We start from the raw sequence: 20466 nt of genomic DNA on the forward strand, positions 1-20466 counted from the left end.
ACCCGCCCCTCCTTGATGGCCGAGTAGAGGGCGGCCTCGTCGACGATGCCGCCGCGGGCGACGTTGACGATGCGCACGTTGGGCTTGACCTTGTGCAGCTCGTCGTCGCCGATGAGCCCGATCGTCTCCTTCGACTTCGGCAGGTGCACGGTGATGAAGTCGGCCTGCTTGAGCACGTCGTCGAGGGGCAGCAGCTTGACGCCCATCTGCGCGGCACGGGCCGGCGGCAGGTAGGGGTCGTAGGCGATCAGCTCGACGCCGAACGGCTGCAGGCGCTGGGCCACGAGCTGGCCGATCTTGCCGAGGCCGAGGATGCCGACGACCTTCTCGTCGAGCTCGACACCGGTGTACTTCGACCGCTTCCACTCGCCGTTCTTCAGCGCGGCGTGCGCCTGGGCCGTGTTGCGCGCGCTGGCCAGGATGAGCGCGAGGGTCTGCTCGGCGGCGCTGGTGATGTTGGAGGTCGGCGCGTTGACGACCATGACACCGGCCTTGGTGGCGGCCTCGACGTCGACGTTGTCGAGGCCGACGCCGGCGCGCGCGACCACGCGCAGCTTGGGGGCCGCGGCGATGGCCTCGGCGTCGACCTGCGTGGCGGAGCGGACGATCAGCGCGTCCACGCCGGCGAGTGCGGGCAGCAGCTTGGAACGGTCGGCGCCGTCGGTGTGGCGGACCTCGAAATCAGCGCCGAGTACGGCGAGGCCGGCCTCGGACAGCTCCTCTGCGACCAGAACGACGGGCTTGTTCACGGGTGTGGATCCTCCGGGACGGGCGGGCTTCGGGGGACTCGTCACACGTCCGGCCCCCCGACGGTCCCACAGAGTCTAACGGTCGCTTGTGAACGCGTTCACGAGAGCCCCCAGGATGTGAGACAAGGGCGGCCGTACCCACAGAACACCAAACTCATCCATATCGCGGCCGTCTTTGTCTTGCTCGGGAGATTTCTTCGCCATTAGCCTGATAAGCCGTGGCCGACTACCTATGGTTCGTCATATGAGCATCGGGAATCCTGCGCTTGCCGACGTGCTCGCCCAGCATGGCACCCCCCATCGCCTGCTGGGCGCTCTCGCCGACGGTGGAATCCTGGTGGCGGTGCGAACAGATCGCTCGGTCGTCCTGGGGACGACCCAAGCCGGTGACCGGGTCCTGCTCGGCTACACCGGCCCTGCCACCTATGCCAGGCACCGCGGCAGCCATTCCCTGTCGGCGTGTGACGCCGACACCATCCTGGACATCCAGCGCGTCACCGGCGTGCGGGAGATCGTCATCGACGCGGCCGGACCAGCCGCCGCGGCCGTGCCCATCGACGATCTCCAGCGCTTCCTCACCTCGACGCGGAGCGGACCGACGCCCGTGCTGTCGGGGGCGGCGCCCGCCGCCTACGCGACGGGCGCCATGGCCACGGTCTCGCGCGGTGCCGCGCTGGCCCAGGTCGCGCCCCCCTCCACCCAGGCGCCCTCGTTCCCGTGGGTGCCCGCGCCCAGGCCGCATCTGTCGGGGCCCATGCAGCAGGTGGACCCCGGCTACCGGCGGTGCACGCATCCGATCCTGCCCGCCCTGCGGCAGGCCATCGCGCAGCTGCTGATGGACTTCCCTCTCGTGCACCACGTCTGGATCTCAGAGGCGCGCACCGCGTCCGGCGTCCCGGGCATCATGTTGCACGTGAAGGTGCACATGTCCGCCGCGGAAGACGTCGTACGCGACCTGCACCGCCTGGTGCGGGCCCGGCTGCCGCAGTTCGCGGCGTCCGGCGCGCCGATCCTCATGGCCAGGGTGGCCGACACGCGCAGCGAACGCCGGATGATCGAGATCGGGGCACACGTTGTGTGCGCCGACGTCCGCGACTGACACGTGAGACGGGCCCGCGCGGGCCCGTCACACCACGCCGGAACCGGGCCCTACCGAACAACGCTCTGTTCGGCTTCAATGAGGGCATGATCGCACCGGAGACGAGCGCCTCCACGGTCCCCCGGAGCGTGCGCGTCGGCTACGGGGTGGGATCGTTCTGCACCGCCACGGTGGGCGCCGTTCCCGGATTGCTCCTGCTCTACTACATGACGAACTTCCTCGCCGTGCCCGCGTGGCTGGCCGGGGTGGTCGTGACCGCGCCCAAGGTCTGGGACCTCGTGATCAACCCGCTGGTCGGGCGCTGGTCCGACCGGACCAGGTCACGGCTCGGCCCGCGCAGGCCCTGGATGCTCGCCGGCGCGTCCACGCTGCCCGCCGCGTTCTTCCTCGTCTTCGCCGGGCCGCCGCTGACCGGTGTCCCCGCCGCGCTGTACGTCGGAGTGTGCTTCCTGGCCACCGCGACGGCGTACGCGCTGTTCGAGGTGCCGTACAAGGCGATGCCGGGCGAGATGACGCACGACTACCACGAGCGCACCTCGCTGCTCCAGTGGCGGATGGTCTTCATCGGCGCGGGCACCGCCATCAGCGGCGTGCTGGCTCCCGCCATCGTCACCAGCCAGGGCGACGACGGCACACTCGGCAGCTACCGGCTGATGGGCGTCACGATCGCGGCCATCCTGCTGGTCTCGATGCTGGGCTCGTTCTTCGGCACCGCCCGCGCCCCGATGACCGGCGCCCCCGAGCCCGACGGGGGCGGATGGCGCGAGCAGTTCGCCGCGGTCAAGGGCAACGCGCCGTTCCTGTGGATCACGGCGCTGGCCTGCACCCAGATGCTGGCCGTCAGCATGATGCTGGCCGCGGCGCCGTACTTCGCCACCTACACCATCGGCACGCCGGACGCGACGCAGACGTTGTTCGCGGCGCTGGTCGGCCCGATGCTGCTGACGATGCCGCTGTGGGTGCGGCTGTCCAAGCGGTACGACAAGCGCGGCGCGATGGTGCTGGCCGCGCTGATGTTCGGAGGCGGCACCGCGGCGGCCATGGCCACCCCCGTCTTCGGTTCCCTGTACGCGCACGTGATGATCCTTCTCGTCGGCGTGGGCATCGCGGGCGTGCAACTGCTGCTGTTCTCGATGCTGGCGGACGTGATCGCGGTGGACGCGGCGAGGACCGGCAAGCGCAGGGCGGGTGTGCTGACCGGGTTGTGGACGGCCATCGAGAGCGGGGTCAGCTCGTTCGGCGCGCTCGTCTTCGGCGTCATCCTGTCGCTCGGCGGCTTCATCGAATCCGAGCCGAGCAGGCCGGTCGAGCAGCCGGTCAGCGCGGTGACCGCGGTGCTCGTCGGGCAGACCACGGTCCCCGCGCTGATCATCCTGGCGTCGGTGGTGGTGACGCTGAGATACCGCCTCACGCCACCCGGCGCGCCGGGGCCGGACGTGCCCGCGTGATCGACCCGGCCGCGGGGCGACGCCGGTGTCGGGCTCGGCCTTGACCGGCATGCGCACGAAGTACGGTCATCGCCAGCGATCCGCGTATTCTGGACACGAGGCGCGGTTCAGGAAGATACTCGCTACATGAGCTCCACGCTTCCGCCCTTTCGTGCCTCGGATGGGGAACGCGACCGTGCGATCGACGAGCTCAGAGATCGCGCCGTAGAGGGCCGCATCTCCCATGACACGTTCGTGGGCCGGGTCGACCAGGTGCTCAGGGCGCGCAACCGCGACGAACTCGACGAAGTGGTGGCCGACCTGCCCAGGCGGGCGACGCTGCGCCAGCGGCTGACCGACGCGGTGGCGGCGGTGTCGGAGTTCACCTCCAGGGTGCAGTCGGCGTGGCGGCGGCCCCGGCTGCCCCGGCTGGCGCTGCCCGACGACGAACGGCTGCGTTACGTGGTGGGCAGGGGCTCGGCCTGCGACCTCGTGCTGTCGGACCTGACCGTCTCCCGCGTGCACGCCGAGCTGCGGCGCGAGAGCGACGGGTGGATGCTGGTCGACCTCGGCTCACTCAACGGCACCCGGCTCAACGGGTGGCGGCTGGTCGGCCCCGCGCGGGTCAGGTCGGGCGACGAGATCGCCTTCGGCGACTGCGGTTTCCTGCTCACGTCCAGCCAGCCGTCCGTCTGACTTTTCCATCCTCCCGATAAATACGGCCTCCGATAAATACGGAGATTTGCGGATTACAGGCTGACGGTGCTGCTCCATGCTGCAGGCGATCCCCCAGTCATTTGGAGACCCCATGCGGCGCACCTCAGCATCCCTCGTCGCGGGCACGCTCGTCGCGGCCCTCGCGTGGGCGTCCAGCCCCTCCACCCCGGCAGTCGCGCTCGACCCCTCGGCAGGCGTGGCCGACCTGACCCAGGACCTCAACCAGATCCTCAGCGACTCACGGCTCACGATCGCCAGGGCGGGCGTCGTCGTCAAGAGCGCCGAGAGCGGCGAGGAACTGTACGCCACCGACGCCGGCAAGCTGCTGATCCCGGCGTCCAACACCAAGCTGTTCACCTCGGCCGCGGCGGCCGAGACGCTCGGGCTCGACTACCGCTTCACCACCAGCGTGCTGAGCACCGGTCGCAAGGCGGGCAAGGTGCTGACCGGCGACCTCGTGCTGCGCGGCACCGGCGACCCGACCATGCTGGCCGAGGACTACGACGCGCTGGCCGCCAGGGTGGCCCGCGCCGGCGTCAAGGTCGTCACCGGCAGGCTCGTGGCCGACGACAGCTGGTTCGACGCTCAGCGGCTCGGCAACGACTGGGCGTGGGACGACGAAACCGCCTACTACGCGGCCCCGATCTCGGCCCTGACCGCCTCCCCCGACAAGGACTACGACGCCGGCTCGGTGATCGTCGCGGTGGCCGCGGAGAACGGCAAGGTGAAGGTGACCACGACACCGGACACCGGCTACCTGAAGATCGTCAACAGGGCGACGGCCGGCTCCGAGACCGACGTGCTCATCGAGCGGCAGCACGGCACCCGCACCGTCGTGATCACCGGTACGGTCGCGGACCCGTACCAGGAGTGGGTGGCCGTGGACGACCCCACCGCCTACGCCTCGTCGTTGTTCCGGGAGTCGCTGGCGAGGCACGGGGTCAAGGTGCTCGGCCGTACGACGACCGGCGCGGCCCCCAAGGGCGCCAAGGAGCTGGCCGCGCACGAGTCGATGACGCTGGGCGAGCTGCTGGTGCCTTTCATGAAGTTGAGCAACAACATCCACGCCGAGATCCTCACCAAGGCCATGGGCCGCAAGGCCGCGGACCAGGGCACGTGGGCGGCCGGGCTCAAGGTCACCACCGACTTCGCCACGACCAACGGCGCACAGGTGATCAACATGCGGGACGGCTCGGGGTTGTCGCGCCGCGACGGCTTCTCGCCCGGCTCGATCGTGCAGTTCCTGTCTGCCGTACGCGGCAAGCCGTGGTTCGACACCTGGTACAAGTCGCTGCCCATCGCGGGCGAGTCCGAGCGTTTCGTCGGCGGCACCCTGCGCAGCCGGATGGCCGGCACCCCCGCCGCGGGCAACGTGCACGCCAAGACGGGCTCGCTGACCGGGGTGACGGCGTTGTCCGGCTACGTCACCAGTGCCGACGGCGAGCCGCTGATCTTCTCGATCATGCTCAACCAGTACCTGTCGGGCTCGCCGAAGGACATCGAGGACAAGATCGCCGTACGGCTCGCTCAGTTCTCGCGCGCCTCGGCGAGCGGCGAGCCGGTCGAGCTGCGCGCGTCGGACCCCGGACCGGCGGGCGACCTGGAGTGCTCGTGGTTGAAGCCCGCGCAGTGCTGACCACCGTATGACGAAGGCGGCTCCCTGACGCGCAGGGGGCCGCCGCGGTTTACCCGGCTACGCGCACTGGATCACGATTTGGCCACTTGGAGCGGTCTTTTCAGGACAAAGCCGACCTTTGACCGCCAGAATGCGGTTCGACCTTGTGGGCACACGGCCGACCCGGAGGAGAGAATGCGCGGACAGCTCAAGGCATGGGCCTGCCTAGGGAGTCTGGCGACGCTGACCTTCCCCGCACCGGCCGCGCAGGCGGCCACCGGCGCGCAGGCCTGCCGGGTGACCGCGGCCAAGCCGACGATCTCCAACGGCTTCGTCCGCGGCACGGCCACCAGGTCGGGCTGCTCCGGCAGGGCCCTGCTCCGGGTACGCGTCGCGATGGCCGTCTCCGGCCCCGACCGGGTGCTCAAGAGCGGCTCCAAGACCATCGAAACCGGCTCGATCACCGCGAGAGTGCGCTGCACCACCACCCCGCGCACCTACTACGTGGTCGCGCTCGACGCCAAGGGCCACACCGCCAAGTCGGGCACGGCCCGGCTGACGTGCGGCAAGTTCGCATCGACGGGCGAGGAGGCCCTGGTCAAGCTGACCAACAAGGCGCGGGCCGGCGGTGACTGCAAGCCCCTCACCCACGACCCCAGGCTGCACCTGGCCGCCGAACGCCACTCGGCGGACATGGGGGCCAAGGGGCGGCTCAAGCACACTTCAGGCGGGCGCACGTTCGGCGAGCGCATCAAGGCCGTCAACTTTCCCTACAGCCTGATCGCCGAGAACGTCGCCATGGGCTACCCGGCCGCCGCCACCGTGCTCAGGGACTGGCTGAAGAGCCCAGGCCACCGCAAGAACATCCTCAACTGCTCGTTCACCCACATCGGCGTCGGATACAGCACCAAGGGACAGGCCTGGACCCAGATCTTCGCCACCCGCTGAAGCCACGGGAGCGTCGGGCTTCACCGGCCTCACCCGCCGGTTGCCATCGCACGCCCACACGCTCCCCTCCGGGCGGGCCCGGCCGCGTCTCTCCCCCGCACAAATGACCGCGGCCGGGCCCGTGTCACCCTCCGGCGCCGGGCCGGTCGGAGAAGCGGGCCAGCACCAGCGACTCGACGACGCCGACGACCGCGTACGCGAGGATGGACACGGCCGTGACCACCACGATGTCCGCCCACACCTCGTCGTAGCGAAACCCGCCGATCGCCCGCAGGATCTCCGCGCCGATCCCCTCACCGGTGGCCAGCCATTCGGCGATGAGCGCGCCGATGATCGAGGCCGGCACCGAGATCCTTGCCGCGGCGAAGACCGAGGGCATCGCGGTCGGCACGGCCACCTTGCGCAGGACGGTCATGCGGGTGCCGCCGTAGGCCAGAACCAGGTCGGTGGCCTGCGGCGAGGCCGATCTCAACCCGAAGACGATGTTCACCAGCGCCGGGAAGAACACCACGATGCCGCCGATGACGGCGACGCCCGGCAGGTCCCTGCCGAAGATCAGCGTGATCAGCGGCGTCATCACCACGAGCGGCACCGAGCGCAGCAACATCGCGACCGGCATGAACGTCTGCTCGACGGTCCTGAACAACACGAACGTCACCGCGACGGTCACCGCGGCGACCATTCCCGAGGCGAACCCGATGGCGGCGTCCCTGACGGTGATGCCCAGCGCGCCGAACACGGCCTCGCGGTGCGCCTGCGACGCGGTCAGGTATTCCCACACCTGGGGCGGGCGCTTGCCCACGAGCGGGCTGATGCCGAACGCCTCCAGCGCCAGCCACCACGCGGCCACGACGATGACCACACAGGGCGCGAGGGGCCCGACGACCCGCAGGATGGTACGGCCGATCACTGCGCCTCGCCTCTCGACCAGGGGGTGACCACGCGGGCGACGAGCGCGACGGCGGCGTACCCGAGACCTGCGACCAGCCCGGCGACGAGCGCCAGCCCCCAGGTGCGCGGCACCTGGAACTGCTGCTGGGAGATCATCAGGGAGACGCCGAGCCCCTGGTCGTTGCTGCCGAGGTATTCGCCGATGATCGCCCCGAGCAGCGCGGAGGGCGCGGAGATCTTCAGTCCGGCGAACGTGCTGGGCAGGGCCGAGATGATCTGCACGTACCGCAGCCTGGCCAGGCGGCCACCGCCGTAGACGGTGACGAGGTCGAGGCCTGCCCGGTCGGCGGAGCGCAGCCCGAGCAGGGCGCCGATGAGCGTGGTGAAGAAGACGGAGATGGCGGCGAGGAACACCACGGTGGCCTCGCCGCCGAAGACGACCAGCACGATGGGGCCGATCGCGAGCAGCGGAACGCAGTAGCTGATCACGGCGAGCTGGGTGGCGACGGCTTCGAGCCGGGGCACGAGCAGCACCAGCAGCGCCACGCCGATGGCCGGCCCGTTGCCCCACAGGAAGCCCTGCGCGGCGGCGGACACGGTGGCGGTGAGGTTGGGGCCGTAGAAGGCCCAGCCGTCGTCGCCCATCGAGGCCAGCACGGCCCACGGCGTGGGCACCGCGCCGCCACCGGCGAACACCGTCACGGCCAGCAGCCACCACAACACGACGAGGGCGAGGACACCGGCCAGCCCCTGCGCCCTTCTCATGAGGCGTGCCCGAACAGCAGGTCGCTGAGGTGGTCGTGGAGGGCGTGGAACTCCGGCGTACGCATCATGCCTGGCGTGCGCGGGCGCGGCAGGCCGATCTCCACCAGCTCGACGATGCGGCCGGGACGCGGGCTCATGACGGCGACGACGTCCGACAGGAAGATCGCCTCGCCGATGCCGTGGGTGACCATCAGCGTGGTGGCGGGCTTCTCCGTCCAGATGCGCAGCAGTTCCAGGTTGAGCCGCTGCCTGGTCATGTCGTCCAGGGCGCCGAACGGCTCGTCGAGCAGCAGCACGCTGGGTTTGACGACGAGCGCGCGGGCGATGGAGACGCGCTGGCGCATGCCGCCCGACAACTCGGCTGGCCTGGCCTTCTCGAACCCTTCGAGGCCGACCAGCTTGATCAGGTCGTCGATGACACCGGGCTCGGGCCTGATCCCGGCGACCTCCAGCGGCAGCCGGATGTTGGCCGCGACACTGCGCCAGGCCAGCAGGGCCGCGTCCTGGAAGGCGATGCCGAGGTGGTGGCTCCTGCGCAGTTCCGCGGGCGTCTCGCCGTTCACCCGGATCTCGCCGCTGGTGGGCTGCTCCAGGCCGGCGAGGATGCGCAGCACCGTCGACTTGCCGCAGCCGGACGGGCCGAGCAGCGACAGGAACGAGCCCTTCGGCGTACGCAGGTCCACGCCGTCGACGGCGGTCACGCCCTTGCCGAACGTCTTGCTCAGCCCGGTGACGCTGATGCCGGTGCCGTGTCCCTCGACGGGCTCGCTCATGCCGGCTTCTTCAGGCTCGGGTCAGCCTTGTAGATCTCGTCGAGCACGCTCAGGTCGAACAACTGCTCGGCCCTGATGGTCAGGCCGGCCTTGGCCAGCGAGGCGATGTTCTGCTCGATCAGCTCCGGTGTCATCGTGAACAGCCCGTTGGCCTTGACGTCGGGGGTGACGACGAGCTCGTTCTGCATCTTGGCCTCCTCGGTCTGCTCCTTGACGTCGAGGTTCTGGTCCTTGCCGTAGACGGTGGCGGCCAGCTCGGCCGACCTGGCCGGGTCGGCGACGGCGTCCTTCCACCCCTTGATCTCGGCCGTCAGGAACGCCTTGAGCTTGTCGCGCTCGTTGTCGATCGTCTCCTGGGTGACCGTGAACGTCTCGGCGACCAGCGGCAGGCCGGCGTCGGCGAGCAGCAGGTGCGTGGCGTCGTGGCCCTCCATCCTCAGGCGTACGGGGCCGCTGGTGACGAAGCCGACGTAGCCGTCGAGCTGCCCGGAGGTCAGCATCGAGGGGTCGGACTGGAACGGCACCCGCGTCACGCTGCCCTCGTCGATGCCGTTGGCCTTGAGCAGTGCGTTCCAGACCAGCTCGTTGGAGTCCTGGACGCCGATCTTCTTGCCGGGCAGGTCCTTGGCGCTCTCGATCGGGTTCTTGCTCAGGGAGATGACGGCGAACGGGTTCTTCTGGAAGGTCGCGCCGACGATCTTCAGTGGGGCGCCCTGCAGCACGGCGGGGGCGGTGATGGTGGGCGCGGACAGGCCCGCCCAGCAGCGCCCGGTGGCCAGTCCCGACTCGACCGAGGTGCCGGAACCGCCGCCCGACAGCAGCTCCACCTGGGAGAATCCGGCCGCCTTGTAGTAGCCCTTGCTGTCGGCGAAGTATTCGCCGGCGAACTCGACGTTCTTCTTCCAGGAGAGCTGGAGCTTCACCGCGCCCAGCCCGCCGCCGGAGGAGGAGCCGGCGGGCGAGCCGCTGTCGCCGCAGGCGGCCAGACCGAGCGCCAGACCGGCCAGCCCTGTCGTCCGCAGGAACGCGCGACGGTCGAAGGTAGCCATGATTCTCCTTGAGCGGCCGTGAAGGTGCAGGTCAGGACGTTATCTACCGATTATTACCATCAAGTGACGGTATTTTCGGACTTCTCGTTCGGTGGACGGCCATTGCCCAGCATCGAGGGAAAACCGCTGGCGGCCCCTGTAGGTCCCTACGAGAGTGCGGGGTCAGGACCGTAGATCCCTCCAGCAAGCCAGGGGCTCCGGTAGCGTCGGGCGTGAAATGAGACTTGACGGAATCCCCCTTTGGGACGGTACCGAACTTCGCGGCCCTGTCGACCTGAGCTGGGAGCCCGACCGGATCATCGACGTGAGCCCGGCCGCGCCGCGCGACGACGACCTGTGCGTCATCCCCGGCCTGGTGGACACGCACGTGCACCTGATCGGTCACGCCGGCCCCGGCGACCCGCCCGACTTCGCCACCTGGCCGCTGGTCACCACGCGCGACGAACAGGTGCTGCACGGCGTGGCCCACGCCCAGCGGGCCATGCGGCACGGCGTCACGACGCTGCGCGACCTCGCCGGCGACGAGGCCCAGGTCGCGCTGCGCCGGGCCTTCGACGCCGGGGTGCTGCAGGGGCCGCGCGTCCAGGTGCACGGCGTCGTGGGAATGACCGCGGGGCACAACGACCTTTTCGTGCCGCCGGCCTCGCCGCTGCGCAAGCCCACGGCCGACGGGCCCGACGAATGCCGCAAGCTCGTACGCACCTGGGCCAGGGCCGGCATGGACGGCATCAAGCTCACCACCAGCGGCGGCGTGCTGTCGATCGGCGACAGGAACGCCTGGCGCAACTACACCCGCGACGAGATCGGAGCCGTCGTCGACGAGGCCCACGCGCTCGGCATGCCGGTCGCCTCCCACGCCCACTCGGAGGAGGGCATCCGGGTCGCCGTCGAGGAGGGCGTCGACTCGATCGAGCACGGCACGCTCATGAGCACCGACCTGGCCGAGGTCCTGGCCGCCCGCCGCACCCCCGTGGCGCCGACGCTGCTCATCAACGAGGCCATCGCCGAAGGCCGGGTCCCGGTCACGCCGGAGGCCAGGGCCAAGGCCGCCGAACTGGTCGCCGCCCGCGACGTGCTGCTCGCCCGGGCGGCCGCGCTCGGCGTACGGTTCGTGCTGGGCACCGACGCCAACGGCCACCACGTGCAGTTCGGCGACCAGCTCGCCGAGGTCCGCCACATGGCGAGGATCCTCGGCATGGACGCGGCGTCGGCGCTGCGCGCGGCCACCTCCGACGCCGCCGACTCGATCGGCATGCCCGTCGGCCGGATCGCACCCGGGCTGGGCGCCGACCTCATCGTGCTGCGCGGCCGGCCGTGGGAACGCATCGACGACCTGGCCACCGGCAACATCGTGGCCGTCGTGTCACGAGGCGCCGTCGTCGCGGGCGCGCTGCCCTGACCGCAGCGCGAGATAGAGGTCCGTACGGTCGCGCATCGACGACATGCGCCGCCCGGTCAGTTCCTCGATCCGCTGCATCCGGTAACGCAGCGTGTTGACGTGCACGTACAGCTCGTCGGCCGTGCGCTGCCACGACCCGCAGGTCTCCAGAAACAGGTCGAGCGTGCGCAACAGCTCGGAGCCGTGCCGCGCGTCGTAGTCCTCGACGGGCGCGAGCAGGCGGTCGCGGAACGACCGACGGACTCCGACCGGCAGTGAGGCCAGCAGCAGTTCGAAGCTGTCGATGTCGGCCACCGACATGATCGACACGGGGCCGGGGCCGCTCCTGGCGGACTCCATGCCGCGCCTGGCCGTCTCCAGCGCCTCGCCGAGCCGCGACACGCTGGGCACCATCTCGCTGATCCCGGCCGCGATACTTATTCCGGGGCTTGTCCCGGGGCTCATCCGAGGACCGCCCCCGCGGCCGGCGACCAGGTCGCGCAGCTCGTCGGCCAGGCTCCTGCGTGAGGCCCGGCCGTTGACCAGCACGATCGCCTCGCGCGGCGTGCCGCCGACGATCAGGTGCCGTCCTCTCCTCGCCAGCCCCTCGTGCAGCAACTCCGGCAGGTCGTGCTCGGGACCGCCGGTCCGCGTGACCACCATGGCCGCCGTCGGCAGGCCAGGGTCGGCGCCGAGCAGCCGCAGATGCGCCGAGACCTCGCCGGGCGGGATCTGGCCGAGGACGTCGAGCAGCGTCTGCGCCCTGACCCGCTCGGCCCTGCGCTGCTCGGCGGCGAACCCCTCGACCGTCACCACCTCGGTGACCGCGCCGAACGACTGGTCGGGAGCCGCCAGCAGCAGCGGCAGCCGGCGCAGCTCGCACGCCTTGACCAGCTCCCGCGGCAGCTCGCCGAGCACGATGAGGCCCACGACCAGGCCGGCCGCGTCGCTCGCCCACAGCGCCTCGGCGAAGCGCTCGCAGTCGGACGGCTCGGAATACCACACCCCGCTGGTCAGCACGAGGTCGCCGGACTGCAGGTAGCGGCGGGGATCGGGCAGGTCGGTCGGGTAGGCGCGGCGGATCTCGCGATCGAGTGCCTCCTCGCCTGCCACCAGCGTCAGCCGCAGGTCGTCGCGTGCGAGCAGATCCGCCAGCCTCATGAAATCCGATGGTATGCCAGGCCGCGTGGATGGACGGGACGGCCGGGGTCCGTACCACGGACGGGAGCGCAGCGGCTCGCCCAGAGAGGGGTTTCCGCACGGAAATGCCCGTGACAGTTCAGAGGTTCGCACGATATCTGCCGGGCCGGGTGGTCCGGTTTACTCGGTGCCATGCGTCCCAAGGCGGAACTCCACCTGCACATCGAAGGCACCCTTGAGCCCGAGCTCGTCGTCGAGCTGGCCAGGCGTAACCGGATCGAGCGGCCGGCCTTCGACGTGTTCGACGTGGAGGCCGTCCGCGCCCGCAACGACTTCGCCGACCTACGCTCGTTCCTTGACGTCTACTACGACAACCTGGCGGTCCTGCGTACCGAGGAGGACTTCTACGACCTGGCCGCCGCCTACCTGCGGCGGGCCGCCGCGCAGGGGGTGCGGCACGCGGAGATCTTCTTCGACCCGCAGGCGCACACGAGCCGTGGCGTGCCGCTGGAGGCGGTGTTCGGCGGGTTGTCGGCGGCGCTGCGTGACGGCGAGGTGCCGGCCGCGCTCATCCTGTGTTTCCTGCGTGACCGGGGCGCGGAGGAGGCCGAGCGCACGCTGCGGGCGGCGCTGCCGTTCCGTGAGCAGTTCATCGGGGTGGGCCTGGACTCCGCGGAGGTGGGATATCCGCCGTCATTGTTCCGGCGGGTCTTCGACATCGCCGCCGTCGAGGGTCTGCACCGGGTGGCGCACGCGGGCGAGGAGGGCGGTCCCGACTACGTGTGGGAGGCGCTCGACGTGCTGGGCGTGGAGCGGGTCGACCACGGCATCAGGGCGATGGAGGACCCGCAGCTCGTGGCCAGGCTGCGGGAGGAGCGCATCCCGCTGACGGTGTGCCCGCTGTCGAACGTGCGGCTGGGGGTGGTGCCGTCACTGCGCGACCACATCCTGCCCGCGATGCTGGACGAGGGGCTGGTCGTGACGGTCAACTCCGACGATCCGGCCTACTTCGGCGGCTACGTCGAGGACAACTACGAAGCGTTGCGGCGGGAGCTGGGGATGACGGGCGAGCAGCTCGACCGGATCGCCGCCGGCTCCTTCGCCGCGGCCTTCGCGTACGACCCCCGGCACGGTGAAGGGGCCCACCCCGCGGGCAGGCCCCTTGGCTCTTAGCCGCTCAGGACCGACGTCAGCTGGTCGTGGCCGAGCAAGCGATGTCGTCGCCGCTGCCCCGGCCGAGGATCCCGCTGAGGATGTCGCCGGTGTTGAGGACGAGCAGACCGGTCTGGTTGGCGGAGGACTCGCGGGCGATCGTGTTGTCGTCACCGCAGAAGAAGAAGACGCGCGAGTTGTTGTCGCCGTCCTCCTCGTTCATGGGCATCTGAACCTGGGTCGTCGCCGCGAGCGCGGAGCCGCCGGACAGGAGCAGCCCTCCGACGAGCCCGGCCAGGATGAGCCCTGATCTGTACATGTCTTATCCCCTCTGATACCGATTGACTACTCTCTGTAGCTACCGGGGGAAGATCTGCCCGGCCGTTCTCTTCGACAAACTCCGGCATCTGCGCTCTTGACCGGGTCGAAACCGGCGCCTGGCGAAGCCAGGCCGGAGATCATCCAGCTTGACGATCAGATGCGTTCCCGCGAGGAGCCGAAGATCAACTCTTGACCGATTCGCGACCATGGCGCGCGGGGCCACGCGGCCCCAGACTGGTGCGTGTCACGGGAGGCAGTCATGACCACAGGGGCCGATACCGGCCGCGCGTACCGAACTCGACGCCATGCGCGCCCTCGTGGTGATCGGGCTGGTGTTCTTCCACGCGTCGCTGGTGTTCGACTCGCGCGACGACTTCTACGTCAAGAACGCGGAGACGACCGACATCACGTTCGTCATCGCGGCGCTCTGCGTGATCTGGGCGATGCCGCTGCTCTTCCTGATCGCCGGGCTGGGAGCCTGGCACTCCCTGCGCCGCCGGGGGCCCGGCGGGTTCGCCGTGGAGCGATTAGCCCGGCTGGGCGTGCCGCTGCTGTTCGCCCTGGTCACGATGTTGCCGGTGCCTCAGTGGCTGCGGCTGCGGGCCGATCCCGGCTACCACGAGTCCTATCTGGAGCTCCTGCCGAAGTTCTTCTCCGTGCGGCCGGATCCGGGCGACTTCCCGTTCGTCGTCGAGGGGACGTACTTCGAGACCGGGCACCTGTGGTTCGTGTGCTGCCGCTCTACATCCTGCACCATCCGATCGTCGTGGCCGTGGCCTTCCACGTGGCCGGCTGGCAGGCGCCGATCCTGGTCGAATATGTGGTGATCGTGGCCTTGTCACTGGTGCTGACGGTGGCCGTCTACGACGTCCTGGTACGCAGGACCCGGGTGACGAGGTTCCTGTTCGGGATGCGGGAGTCTAGGGGACGGTGAGGACGACCGGGCCGTCGTCGGTGATGGCGACCGTGTGCTCGACGTGCACGCTCCGGCTGTCGTCGCCCGAGCACACCGACCACCCGTCGTCGGCCATGTAGTAGGCGTCGCCGCCCCCGGCCATCAGGCTCGGCTCGATCGCGATGACCAGGCCGGTACGCAGCCGCAGGCCGCGGCCACCGCGCGCCTCGTTGGGCACGAACGGCGACTCGTGCATGGCCCGGCCGATGCCGTGGCCGCCGAAGTCGTTCTGCATACCGTAGCCCGCGCCGCGGCCGACCGCGGACATGGCGTGCCCGATGTCGCCCATCCTGCCGCCGGGCAGAGCCGCCTCGATGCCCGCGGCCAGCGTCTTCTCGGCGACCTTGATCAGCTTGAGGTCCTCGTCGCGGGGGTGGCCCACGGTGAAGCTGACGGTGCCGTCGGCGTGCCAGCCGTCGACGTACGCCCCGCAGTCGATGCTGATCAGGTCGCCGTCACGCAGCCGGTACGGTGTCGGGAGGCCGTGCAGCATCACCCCGTTGACGGAGGTGCAGATCACTCCGGGATAGGGCATCGCGCCGAACGACGGGTGATAACCGAGGAACGACGCCCCCGCGCGGGCCTCCTCGATGACGGTCCTCGCCACCTCGTCGAGCTGCTTCAGCGTCACCCCGATGCCTGCCCGCTCCCGCACCGCCGCGTGCACGGCGGCCACCACCTTGCCCGCCTCCCGCATCGCGGCTATCTCACCGGCTGACTTGAGCTCGATCACGGCGCCTCCTCGTCGATAACTATACCGGTATTACTATCACACGAGGATGGTGCCGGTTGGCCACGTCAGAGCGTGATGACGACCTTTCCCCTGGCATGCCCCCGTTCGAGATAGCCGACGGCCTCGGGGACGTCGCTCAGCCGGTAGGTCCGGTCGATGACGGGGGCGATGTCCCGGGATTCGAGCATCCGGCCGAGGGCGGCCAGGTCGTCGGCGTTCTCCTTGGTCATGAGCGAGACGAGCTTCTGGCGTACGAACAGGGACGACACGAGCAGCAGGACGATCCGCCCCACGACCCCGACCCAGGGGCCGCCGGAGCCGCTGTTGTGCACGAAGGTGCCGCGCGGGGCGAGCACGCGCCTGCAGGCGGCTAACGAACGATTGGCAATGTTGTCGAGAATGAGGTCATATTTCTGCGTGCCTCGGGTGAAATCCTCTTTGGTGTAGTCGATGACGTGGTCGGCGCCGATCGACCGGACCAGATCCGCGTTCCGCCCGCTGCACACGGCCGTCACCTCGGCCCCCAGAACCTTGGCCAGCTGCACGGCGAACGTCCCCACCCCGCCGGAGGCGCCGTTCACCAGCACCTTGCGCCTGCCGACCTGAGCCTTGTCGCGGACGCCCTGCAAGGCGGTGAGCCCGGCCGTGGGCACCGCCGCCGCCTCCTCGTACGTCAGCGCGGCCGGCTTGCGCGCCACCGGCCCGCCCTCGGGCACGGTGACGTATTCGGCGAACGCCCCCTTGCACACGCCGTAGACCTCGTCGCCGGGCTGGAACTTGGTGACGTCCTTGCCCACCGCTTCGACCTGCCCGGCCAGGTCGAAGCCGAGCACGTGCGCCTTGGGCCGGGTCAGCCCGGCCACGGCGCGGAAGATGTACGGCGAGCCGCGCATGAGGTGCCAGTCGCCCGGGTTGACCGAGGCCGCGCGCACCCGGATGAGCACCTCGTCGTCGCCCGCCTCCGGCTTGCCGACCTCCTGCAGCTCAAGCACGTCGGGCGGGCCGTAGGCACGGTAGCGGATGGCCTTCATGGATCTCCTGCCATGTGTAAGAGATTTCTTACATATGAAAGGACGATAGCATCCGCTCCTGCCGCGAACAATGCACGCGCACGTCTTGTTCAGCCGGCCGATGGCTCAGCGCAGGAGACCGCCGCCCCGCGCGGCTCACCACATCGGGTACGGGCCGAGCGGGACAAGGCCCGGCTCACGTCGTCGTTGTCGTACATGATGGCGTCTGCGGTGTACGGCCGACGGCGGGTGCGCTTCTTCAGCGGCATACCCACCCACGCGCTGTTCGCGGAGCTGACCCGGCTGGTGGAGGACGGGACGACCAAACCCTTCGTCCACGCGGTCCATCCGCTGTCGCGCATCGCCGAGGCCCACCGCGCCCTGGAGGCCGGTGGCGTACGCGGGAAACTGGTCGTGGAGATCGGATAGCCGGCGGGCGGAAGTCTCATCGCCCCGCCCGCCGGCTCCGGCGAACGTCAGGCCTTCAGCCAGCTCATCATCGGGCGGAGCTTGGCGCCGGTCTTCTCGATCGGGTTCTCGGCCAGCTCGTCGCGCCTGCGGTGGAACTCCTTCTGGCCGCCGTCGAACTCCTCGACGAGCTGCCGGGCGAAGGTGCCGTCCTGGACCTCGGCGAGGATCTCGCGCATCGCCTGGCGCGACTCCTCACCGATGACGCGCGGGCCGCGGGTGTAGCCGCCGTACTCGGCGGTGTCGGACACCGACCAGTACATCTTCGACAGGCCGCCTTCGTACATGAGGTCGACGATCAGCTTCATCTCGTGCAGGCACTCGAAGTAGGCGACCTCCGGCTGGTAGCCGGCCTCGATGAGCGTCTCGAAGCCCGCCTTGATCAGCTCGGACACGCCGCCGCACAGGACGACCTGCTCGCCGAACAGGTCGGTCTCCGTCTCCTCCTTGAACGTCGTGCGCAGCGCGCCGGCGCGCGTGCCGCCGATACCCTTCGCGTACGACAGCGCGAGGTCGAGCGCCTTGCCGGAGGCGTCCTTCTCGACGGCCACGAGGACCGGCACGCCGCGGCCCGCCTCGAACTGGCGGCGCACGAGGTGGCCGGGGCCCTTGGGCGCGACCATGCAGACGTCGACGCCCTCGGGGGCCTCGATGAGGCCGTAGCGGATGTTCAGGCCGTGCCCGAAGAACAGCGCGTCGCCCTCGACGAGGTTGGGAGCCACGTGGTCGGCGAACAGCTCACGCTGGATGTGGTCGGGGGCCAGGATCATCGTGAGGTTGGCCTCTTCGACCGCCTCGGACGGCGTGACGACGCGAAGGCCGTCGTTCTCCGCCTTCTCGCGGCTCTTGGAGCCCTCCGGCAGGCCGACGCGCACGTCGACGCCGGAGTCACGCAGGGAGAGCGCGTGGGCGTGGCCCTGGCTGCCGTACCCCAGCACGGCCACGTGGCGCCCCTGGATGATCGACAGGTCGGCCTGGTCGTCGTAGTAGATCTCGGTCACTTGCTCAAAACCTTTCAGGCGGTACGGTCCAGTGCCCTGAGGGACCGGTCGGTGATGGAACGGGCGCCGCGGCCGATGGCCACCATGCCCGACTGTACGAGTTCTTTGATACCGAACGGCTCGAGAACCTTCACGAACGCCTCGAGCTTGTCGGGAGTGCCGGTGACCTCGATGGTCACGGCGTCGGACGCCACGTCGATGCAGCGGGCCCGGAAGAGCTGGACGAGCTCCAGCACGTGGGAGCGGCTGTCGGCGTCGGCCTTGACCTTGATCAGCGTCAGCTCGCGCTGCACGGACTGCGCCGGGTCGAGCTCGACGATCTTGAGCACGTTCACCAGCTTGTTGAGCTGTTTGGTGACCTGCTCAAGAGGCAGCTCCTCGACGTTGACCACGATCGTCATCCGCGAGATGTCGTCGTGCTCGGTCGGCCCGACGGCCAGCGAGTCGATGTTGAAGCCCCGGCGGCTGAACAGCGCCGACACCCGCGCGAGCACGCCCGGCTTGTTCTCGACGAGCACGGAGAGGGTGTGTCTACTCATCCTCGTTCTCCCACTTCGGCGCCATGTCACGGGCGACCTTGATGTCGTCGTTGCTGGTGCCCGCCGCGACCATGGGCCAGACCATGGCGTCCTGGTGGACGACGAAGTCGACCACGACGGGAACATCGTTGATCTCCATGGCCTTCTCGATCGTCGCGTCGACGTCTTCTGGACGCTCGCAACGCAGGCCCACACAACCATAGGCCTCGGCCAGCTTGACGAAGTCCGGGATGCGGCGCGTCGTCTGCAGGTCGGTGTTGGAGTAACGCTCGTCGTAGAAGAGCGTCTGCCACTGGCGGACCATGCCGAGATTACCGTTGTTGATGACGGCGATCTTGACCGGCACGCCCTCGAGCGCGCAGGTGGCCAGCTCCTGGTTGGTCATCTGGAAGCAGCCGTCGCCGTCGATGGCCCACACCGTGGCGTCGGGGCGGCCCATCTTCGCGCCCATCGCGGCCGGCACGGCGAAGCCCATCGTGCCGAGACCGCCGGAGTTGATGAACGTGCCCGGCTTCTCGTAGCCGATGAACTGCGAGGCCCACATCTGGTGCTGCCCCACCCCGGCCACGTAGTAGGTGTCGGGGCCGGCGATGGCGCTCAGCCGCTCCATCACGTACTGCGGGGCCAGCGAGCCGTCCTCGAACGTGTCGTAGCCCAGCGGGTAGGTGGCCTTGTATCCCCGGAGCACCGTCCACCAGTCGGCGTAGTCGCCGCGCTCCCCCGACGCCTCGATCGTGGCGACGAGGTCGCCGATGACCTCCTTGCAGTCGCCCACGATCGGCACGTCGGCGTGGCGGTTCTTCGAGATCTCCGCGGGGTCGATGTCGGCGTGCACGACTTTCGCGCGCGGCGCGAAGGACGACAGGTGGCCGGTCACCCGGTCGTCGAAGCGCACGCCCAGGCCGACGATCAGGTCGGACTGCTGGAGCGCGCCGACGGCCGAGACGCTGCCGTGCATTCCCGGCATCCCCATGTGCTGGGGGTGGCTGTCGGGGAAGGTGCCCCTGGCCATCAGGGTGGTGACGACCGGGATGTTGGTCAGCTCGGCCAGCTGGAGCAGCTCGGCCGACGCACGCGCCTTGTGCACGCCGCCGCCGACGTACAGGACCGGGCGCCTGGCCTCGGCGATCAGTTTGGCGGCCTCGCGGATCTGCTTGGAGTGGGGTCTCGTGACGGGGCGGTAGCCGGGCAGCTGCATGGTCGGCGGCCAGCTGAACGTGGTCTCCGCCTGCAGCGCGTCCTTCGAGATGTCCACGAGCACCGGACCCGGACGGCCGGTCGAGGCGATGTGGAAGGCCTCCATGATCGTACGCGGGATGTCCGCGGGATCAATGATCAAAAAGTTGTGCTTGGTGATCGGCATGGTGATGCCGGAGATGTCGGCTTCCTGGAACGCGTCGGTGCCGATGGCCGCGCTCGCCACCTGCCCGGTGATCGCCACGATCGGCACCGAGTCCATGTACGCGTCGGCGATCGGCGTCACAAGGTTGGTGGCGCCGGGCCCGCTGGTCGCCATGCAGACCCCGACCCGGCCCGTCGCCTGCGCGTAGCCCTCGGCGGCATGGCCGGCGCCCTGCTCGTGACGTACGAGGACGTGCCGGACCTTGGTCGAGTCGTAGAGAGGATCGTAGGCCGGCAGAATGGCGCCGCCTGGGATCCCGAACACTGTGTCGACTTCCATGTGCTCCAGCGCCCTCACCAGGGACTGCGCACCTGTCATGCGTTCGGTCATCGGC

The 20466-nt window shown here is 69.7% G+C and carries 21 protein-coding genes; 9 read left to right on the forward strand and 12 right to left on the reverse strand.

Annotated elements, in window-relative coordinates:
* On the reverse strand, window positions 1-749 hold a 749-nt coding region (locus E1267_RS19315; protein ID WP_281283663.1), incomplete at its 3' end, for a hydroxyacid dehydrogenase.
* 244 nt (window positions 750-993) lie between these two features.
* Between E1267_RS19315 and E1267_RS19320 the strand changes: the two genes are divergently transcribed.
* The 5 genes from E1267_RS19320 (at window position 994) to E1267_RS19340 (ending at window position 6555) form a co-directional block, all read left to right on the forward strand.
* Entirely contained in the window at window positions 994-1848 is an 855-nt protein-coding gene (locus E1267_RS19320; protein WP_132333975.1) for a hypothetical protein, read from the forward strand.
* A gap of 86 nt (window positions 1849-1934) precedes the next feature.
* Entirely contained in the window at window positions 1935-3296 is a 1362-nt protein-coding gene (locus tag E1267_RS19325; protein ID WP_132333976.1) for an MFS transporter, read from the forward strand.
* A 126-nt stretch (window positions 3297-3422) separates the two neighbouring features.
* Window positions 3423-3971 carry an FHA domain-containing protein gene (locus tag E1267_RS19330; RefSeq protein WP_132333977.1) on the forward strand — a complete coding sequence of 183 codons (549 nt, stop codon included), beginning with the start codon at window positions 3423-3425 and terminating at the stop codon, window positions 3969-3971.
* A gap of 112 nt (window positions 3972-4083) precedes the next feature.
* The gene (dacB, locus tag E1267_RS19335; protein ID WP_132333978.1) at window positions 4084-5628 is read left to right on the forward strand and encodes a D-alanyl-D-alanine carboxypeptidase/D-alanyl-D-alanine endopeptidase; all 1545 of its coding nucleotides are present in this window, start codon (window positions 4084-4086) and stop codon (window positions 5626-5628) included.
* A gap of 174 nt (window positions 5629-5802) precedes the next feature.
* Entirely contained in the window at window positions 5803-6555 is a 753-nt protein-coding gene (locus E1267_RS19340) for a CAP domain-containing protein (RefSeq protein WP_132333979.1), read from the forward strand.
* Between the two features lie 124 nt (window positions 6556-6679).
* Here E1267_RS19340 and E1267_RS19345 read toward each other — a convergent pair whose 3' ends face one another.
* The 4 genes from E1267_RS19345 to E1267_RS19360 are packed head-to-tail and all read right to left on the reverse strand — an operon-like array spanning window position 6680 to window position 10033.
* Entirely contained in the window at window positions 6680-7465 is a 786-nt protein-coding gene (locus E1267_RS19345; protein WP_132333980.1) for an ABC transporter permease, read from the reverse strand.
* Window positions 7462-8211 (reverse strand): ABC transporter permease, encoded by a 750-nt coding sequence (locus E1267_RS19350; RefSeq protein ID WP_132333981.1) that lies wholly within the window; start codon window positions 8209-8211, stop codon window positions 7462-7464. Before E1267_RS19350 ends, E1267_RS19345 begins: the two co-directional genes overlap by 4 nt.
* Window positions 8208-8984 (reverse strand): ABC transporter ATP-binding protein, encoded by a 777-nt coding sequence (locus E1267_RS19355; protein WP_132333982.1) that lies wholly within the window; start codon window positions 8982-8984, stop codon window positions 8208-8210. Before E1267_RS19355 ends, E1267_RS19350 begins: the two co-directional genes overlap by 4 nt.
* A complete protein-coding gene (locus E1267_RS19360; protein WP_132333983.1) occupies window positions 8981-10033 on the reverse strand; it encodes an ABC transporter substrate-binding protein in 1053 nt (350 codons plus the stop codon). Before E1267_RS19360 ends, E1267_RS19355 begins: the two co-directional genes overlap by 4 nt.
* 217 nt (window positions 10034-10250) lie before the next feature.
* Between E1267_RS19360 and E1267_RS19365 the strand changes: the two genes are divergently transcribed.
* Window positions 10251-11432, forward strand: a complete 1182-nt coding sequence (locus E1267_RS19365; RefSeq protein WP_132333984.1) for a metal-dependent hydrolase family protein — start codon at window positions 10251-10253, stop codon at window positions 11430-11432.
* Here the strand turns inward: E1267_RS19365 and E1267_RS19370 are convergent.
* Entirely contained in the window at window positions 11397-12572 is a 1176-nt protein-coding gene (locus E1267_RS19370) for a PucR family transcriptional regulator (protein ID WP_132333985.1), read from the reverse strand. The genes E1267_RS19365 and E1267_RS19370 overlap by 36 nt on opposite strands.
* Before the next feature lie 171 nt (window positions 12573-12743).
* Here E1267_RS19370 and E1267_RS19375 point away from each other — a divergent pair, with 171 nt between their 5' ends.
* Window positions 12744-13724, forward strand: a complete 981-nt coding sequence (locus E1267_RS19375) for an adenosine deaminase (RefSeq protein WP_132333986.1) — start codon at window positions 12744-12746, stop codon at window positions 13722-13724.
* 16 nt (window positions 13725-13740) lie between these two features.
* Here the strand turns inward: E1267_RS19375 and E1267_RS19380 are convergent, their stop codons facing one another.
* The gene (locus E1267_RS19380) at window positions 13741-14022 is read right to left on the reverse strand and encodes a hypothetical protein (protein ID WP_132333987.1); all 282 of its coding nucleotides are present in this window, start codon (window positions 14020-14022) and stop codon (window positions 13741-13743) included.
* Window positions 14023-14329: 307 nt separating this feature from the next.
* On the opposite strand from E1267_RS19380, the gene E1267_RS19385 reads away from it, so the two are divergent.
* Window positions 14330-14851, forward strand: coding sequence for an acyltransferase family protein (locus tag E1267_RS19385; RefSeq protein WP_246064014.1), 522 nt, complete (start codon window positions 14330-14332; stop codon window positions 14849-14851).
* A gap of 93 nt (window positions 14852-14944) precedes the next feature.
* On the opposite strand, the gene map is transcribed toward E1267_RS19385, so the two are convergent.
* Both map and E1267_RS19395 read right to left on the reverse strand, forming a co-directional pair.
* Window positions 14945-15712 (reverse strand): type I methionyl aminopeptidase, encoded by a 768-nt coding sequence (gene map, locus E1267_RS19390; protein ID WP_132333988.1) that lies wholly within the window; start codon window positions 15710-15712, stop codon window positions 14945-14947.
* A 65-nt stretch (window positions 15713-15777) separates the two neighbouring features.
* Window positions 15778-16743 (reverse strand): NAD(P)-dependent alcohol dehydrogenase, encoded by a 966-nt coding sequence (locus E1267_RS19395; RefSeq protein WP_132333989.1) that lies wholly within the window; start codon window positions 16741-16743, stop codon window positions 15778-15780.
* A 195-nt stretch (window positions 16744-16938) separates the two neighbouring features.
* On the opposite strand from E1267_RS19395, the gene E1267_RS46480 reads away from it, so the two are divergent.
* Entirely contained in the window at window positions 16939-17151 is a 213-nt protein-coding gene (locus E1267_RS46480) for a zinc-binding dehydrogenase (protein WP_246064016.1), read from the forward strand.
* Between the two features lie 47 nt (window positions 17152-17198).
* On the opposite strand, the gene ilvC is transcribed toward E1267_RS46480, so the two are convergent.
* Genes ilvC through E1267_RS19415 form a run of 3 tightly spaced genes read right to left on the reverse strand, consistent with a single transcriptional unit; the run spans window position 17199 to window position 20462 of the window.
* On the reverse strand, window positions 17199-18182 hold the full coding sequence (gene ilvC, locus E1267_RS19405; protein WP_132334002.1) for a ketol-acid reductoisomerase: 984 nt from the start codon (window positions 18180-18182) through the stop codon (window positions 17199-17201).
* 23 nt (window positions 18183-18205) lie between these two features.
* Window positions 18206-18730, reverse strand: a complete 525-nt coding sequence (gene ilvN / locus E1267_RS19410; protein WP_132333991.1) for an acetolactate synthase small subunit — start codon at window positions 18728-18730, stop codon at window positions 18206-18208.
* Window positions 18723-20462 (reverse strand): acetolactate synthase large subunit, encoded by a 1740-nt coding sequence (locus tag E1267_RS19415; RefSeq protein ID WP_132333992.1) that lies wholly within the window; start codon window positions 20460-20462, stop codon window positions 18723-18725. Before E1267_RS19415 ends, ilvN begins: the two co-directional genes overlap by 8 nt.
* Window positions 20463-20466: the final 4 nt, after the last annotated feature.

This window comes from Nonomuraea longispora (assembly GCF_004348345.1).
In the GTDB taxonomy this organism is placed as follows: Bacteria; Actinomycetota; Actinomycetes; order Streptosporangiales; family Streptosporangiaceae; genus Nonomuraea; species Nonomuraea longispora.

Bases quoted from the DNA above. Each gene is read 5' to 3' on its own strand.
- E1267_RS19320 (WP_132333975.1), top strand. From the start codon at position 994: ATGAGCATCGGGAATCCTGCGCTTGCCGACGTGCTCGCCCAGCATGGC.
- E1267_RS19325 (WP_132333976.1), top strand. From the start codon at position 1,935: ATGATCGCACCGGAGACGAGCGCCTCCACGGTCCCCCGGAGCGTGCGC.
- E1267_RS19330 (WP_132333977.1), top strand. From the start codon at position 3,423: ATGAGCTCCACGCTTCCGCCCTTTCGTGCCTCGGATGGGGAACGCGAC.
- dacB (WP_132333978.1), top strand. From the start codon at position 4,084: ATGCGGCGCACCTCAGCATCCCTCGTCGCGGGCACGCTCGTCGCGGCC.
- E1267_RS19340 (WP_132333979.1), top strand. From the start codon at position 5,803: ATGCGCGGACAGCTCAAGGCATGGGCCTGCCTAGGGAGTCTGGCGACG.
- E1267_RS19350 (WP_132333981.1), bottom strand. From the start codon at position 8,211: ATGAGAAGGGCGCAGGGGCTGGCCGGTGTCCTCGCCCTCGTCGTGTTG.
- E1267_RS19355 (WP_132333982.1), bottom strand. From the start codon at position 8,984: ATGAGCGAGCCCGTCGAGGGACACGGCACCGGCATCAGCGTCACCGGG.
- E1267_RS19360 (WP_132333983.1), bottom strand. From the start codon at position 10,033: ATGGCTACCTTCGACCGTCGCGCGTTCCTGCGGACGACAGGGCTGGCC.
- E1267_RS19365 (WP_132333984.1), top strand. From the start codon at position 10,251: ATGAGACTTGACGGAATCCCCCTTTGGGACGGTACCGAACTTCGCGGC.
- E1267_RS19370 (WP_132333985.1), bottom strand. From the start codon at position 12,572: ATGAGGCTGGCGGATCTGCTCGCACGCGACGACCTGCGGCTGACGCTG.
- E1267_RS19375 (WP_132333986.1), top strand. From the start codon at position 12,744: ATGCGTCCCAAGGCGGAACTCCACCTGCACATCGAAGGCACCCTTGAG.
- E1267_RS19380 (WP_132333987.1), bottom strand. From the start codon at position 14,022: ATGTACAGATCAGGGCTCATCCTGGCCGGGCTCGTCGGAGGGCTGCTC.
- E1267_RS19385 (WP_246064014.1), top strand. From the start codon at position 14,330: ATGCGCGCCCTCGTGGTGATCGGGCTGGTGTTCTTCCACGCGTCGCTG.
- E1267_RS19395 (WP_132333989.1), bottom strand. From the start codon at position 16,743: ATGAAGGCCATCCGCTACCGTGCCTACGGCCCGCCCGACGTGCTTGAG.
- E1267_RS46480 (WP_246064016.1), top strand. From the start codon at position 16,939: ATGATGGCGTCTGCGGTGTACGGCCGACGGCGGGTGCGCTTCTTCAGC.
- ilvN (WP_132333991.1), bottom strand. From the start codon at position 18,730: ATGAGTAGACACACCCTCTCCGTGCTCGTCGAGAACAAGCCGGGCGTG.
- E1267_RS19415 (WP_132333992.1), bottom strand. From the start codon at position 20,462: ATGACCGAACGCATGACAGGTGCGCAGTCCCTGGTGAGGGCGCTGGAG.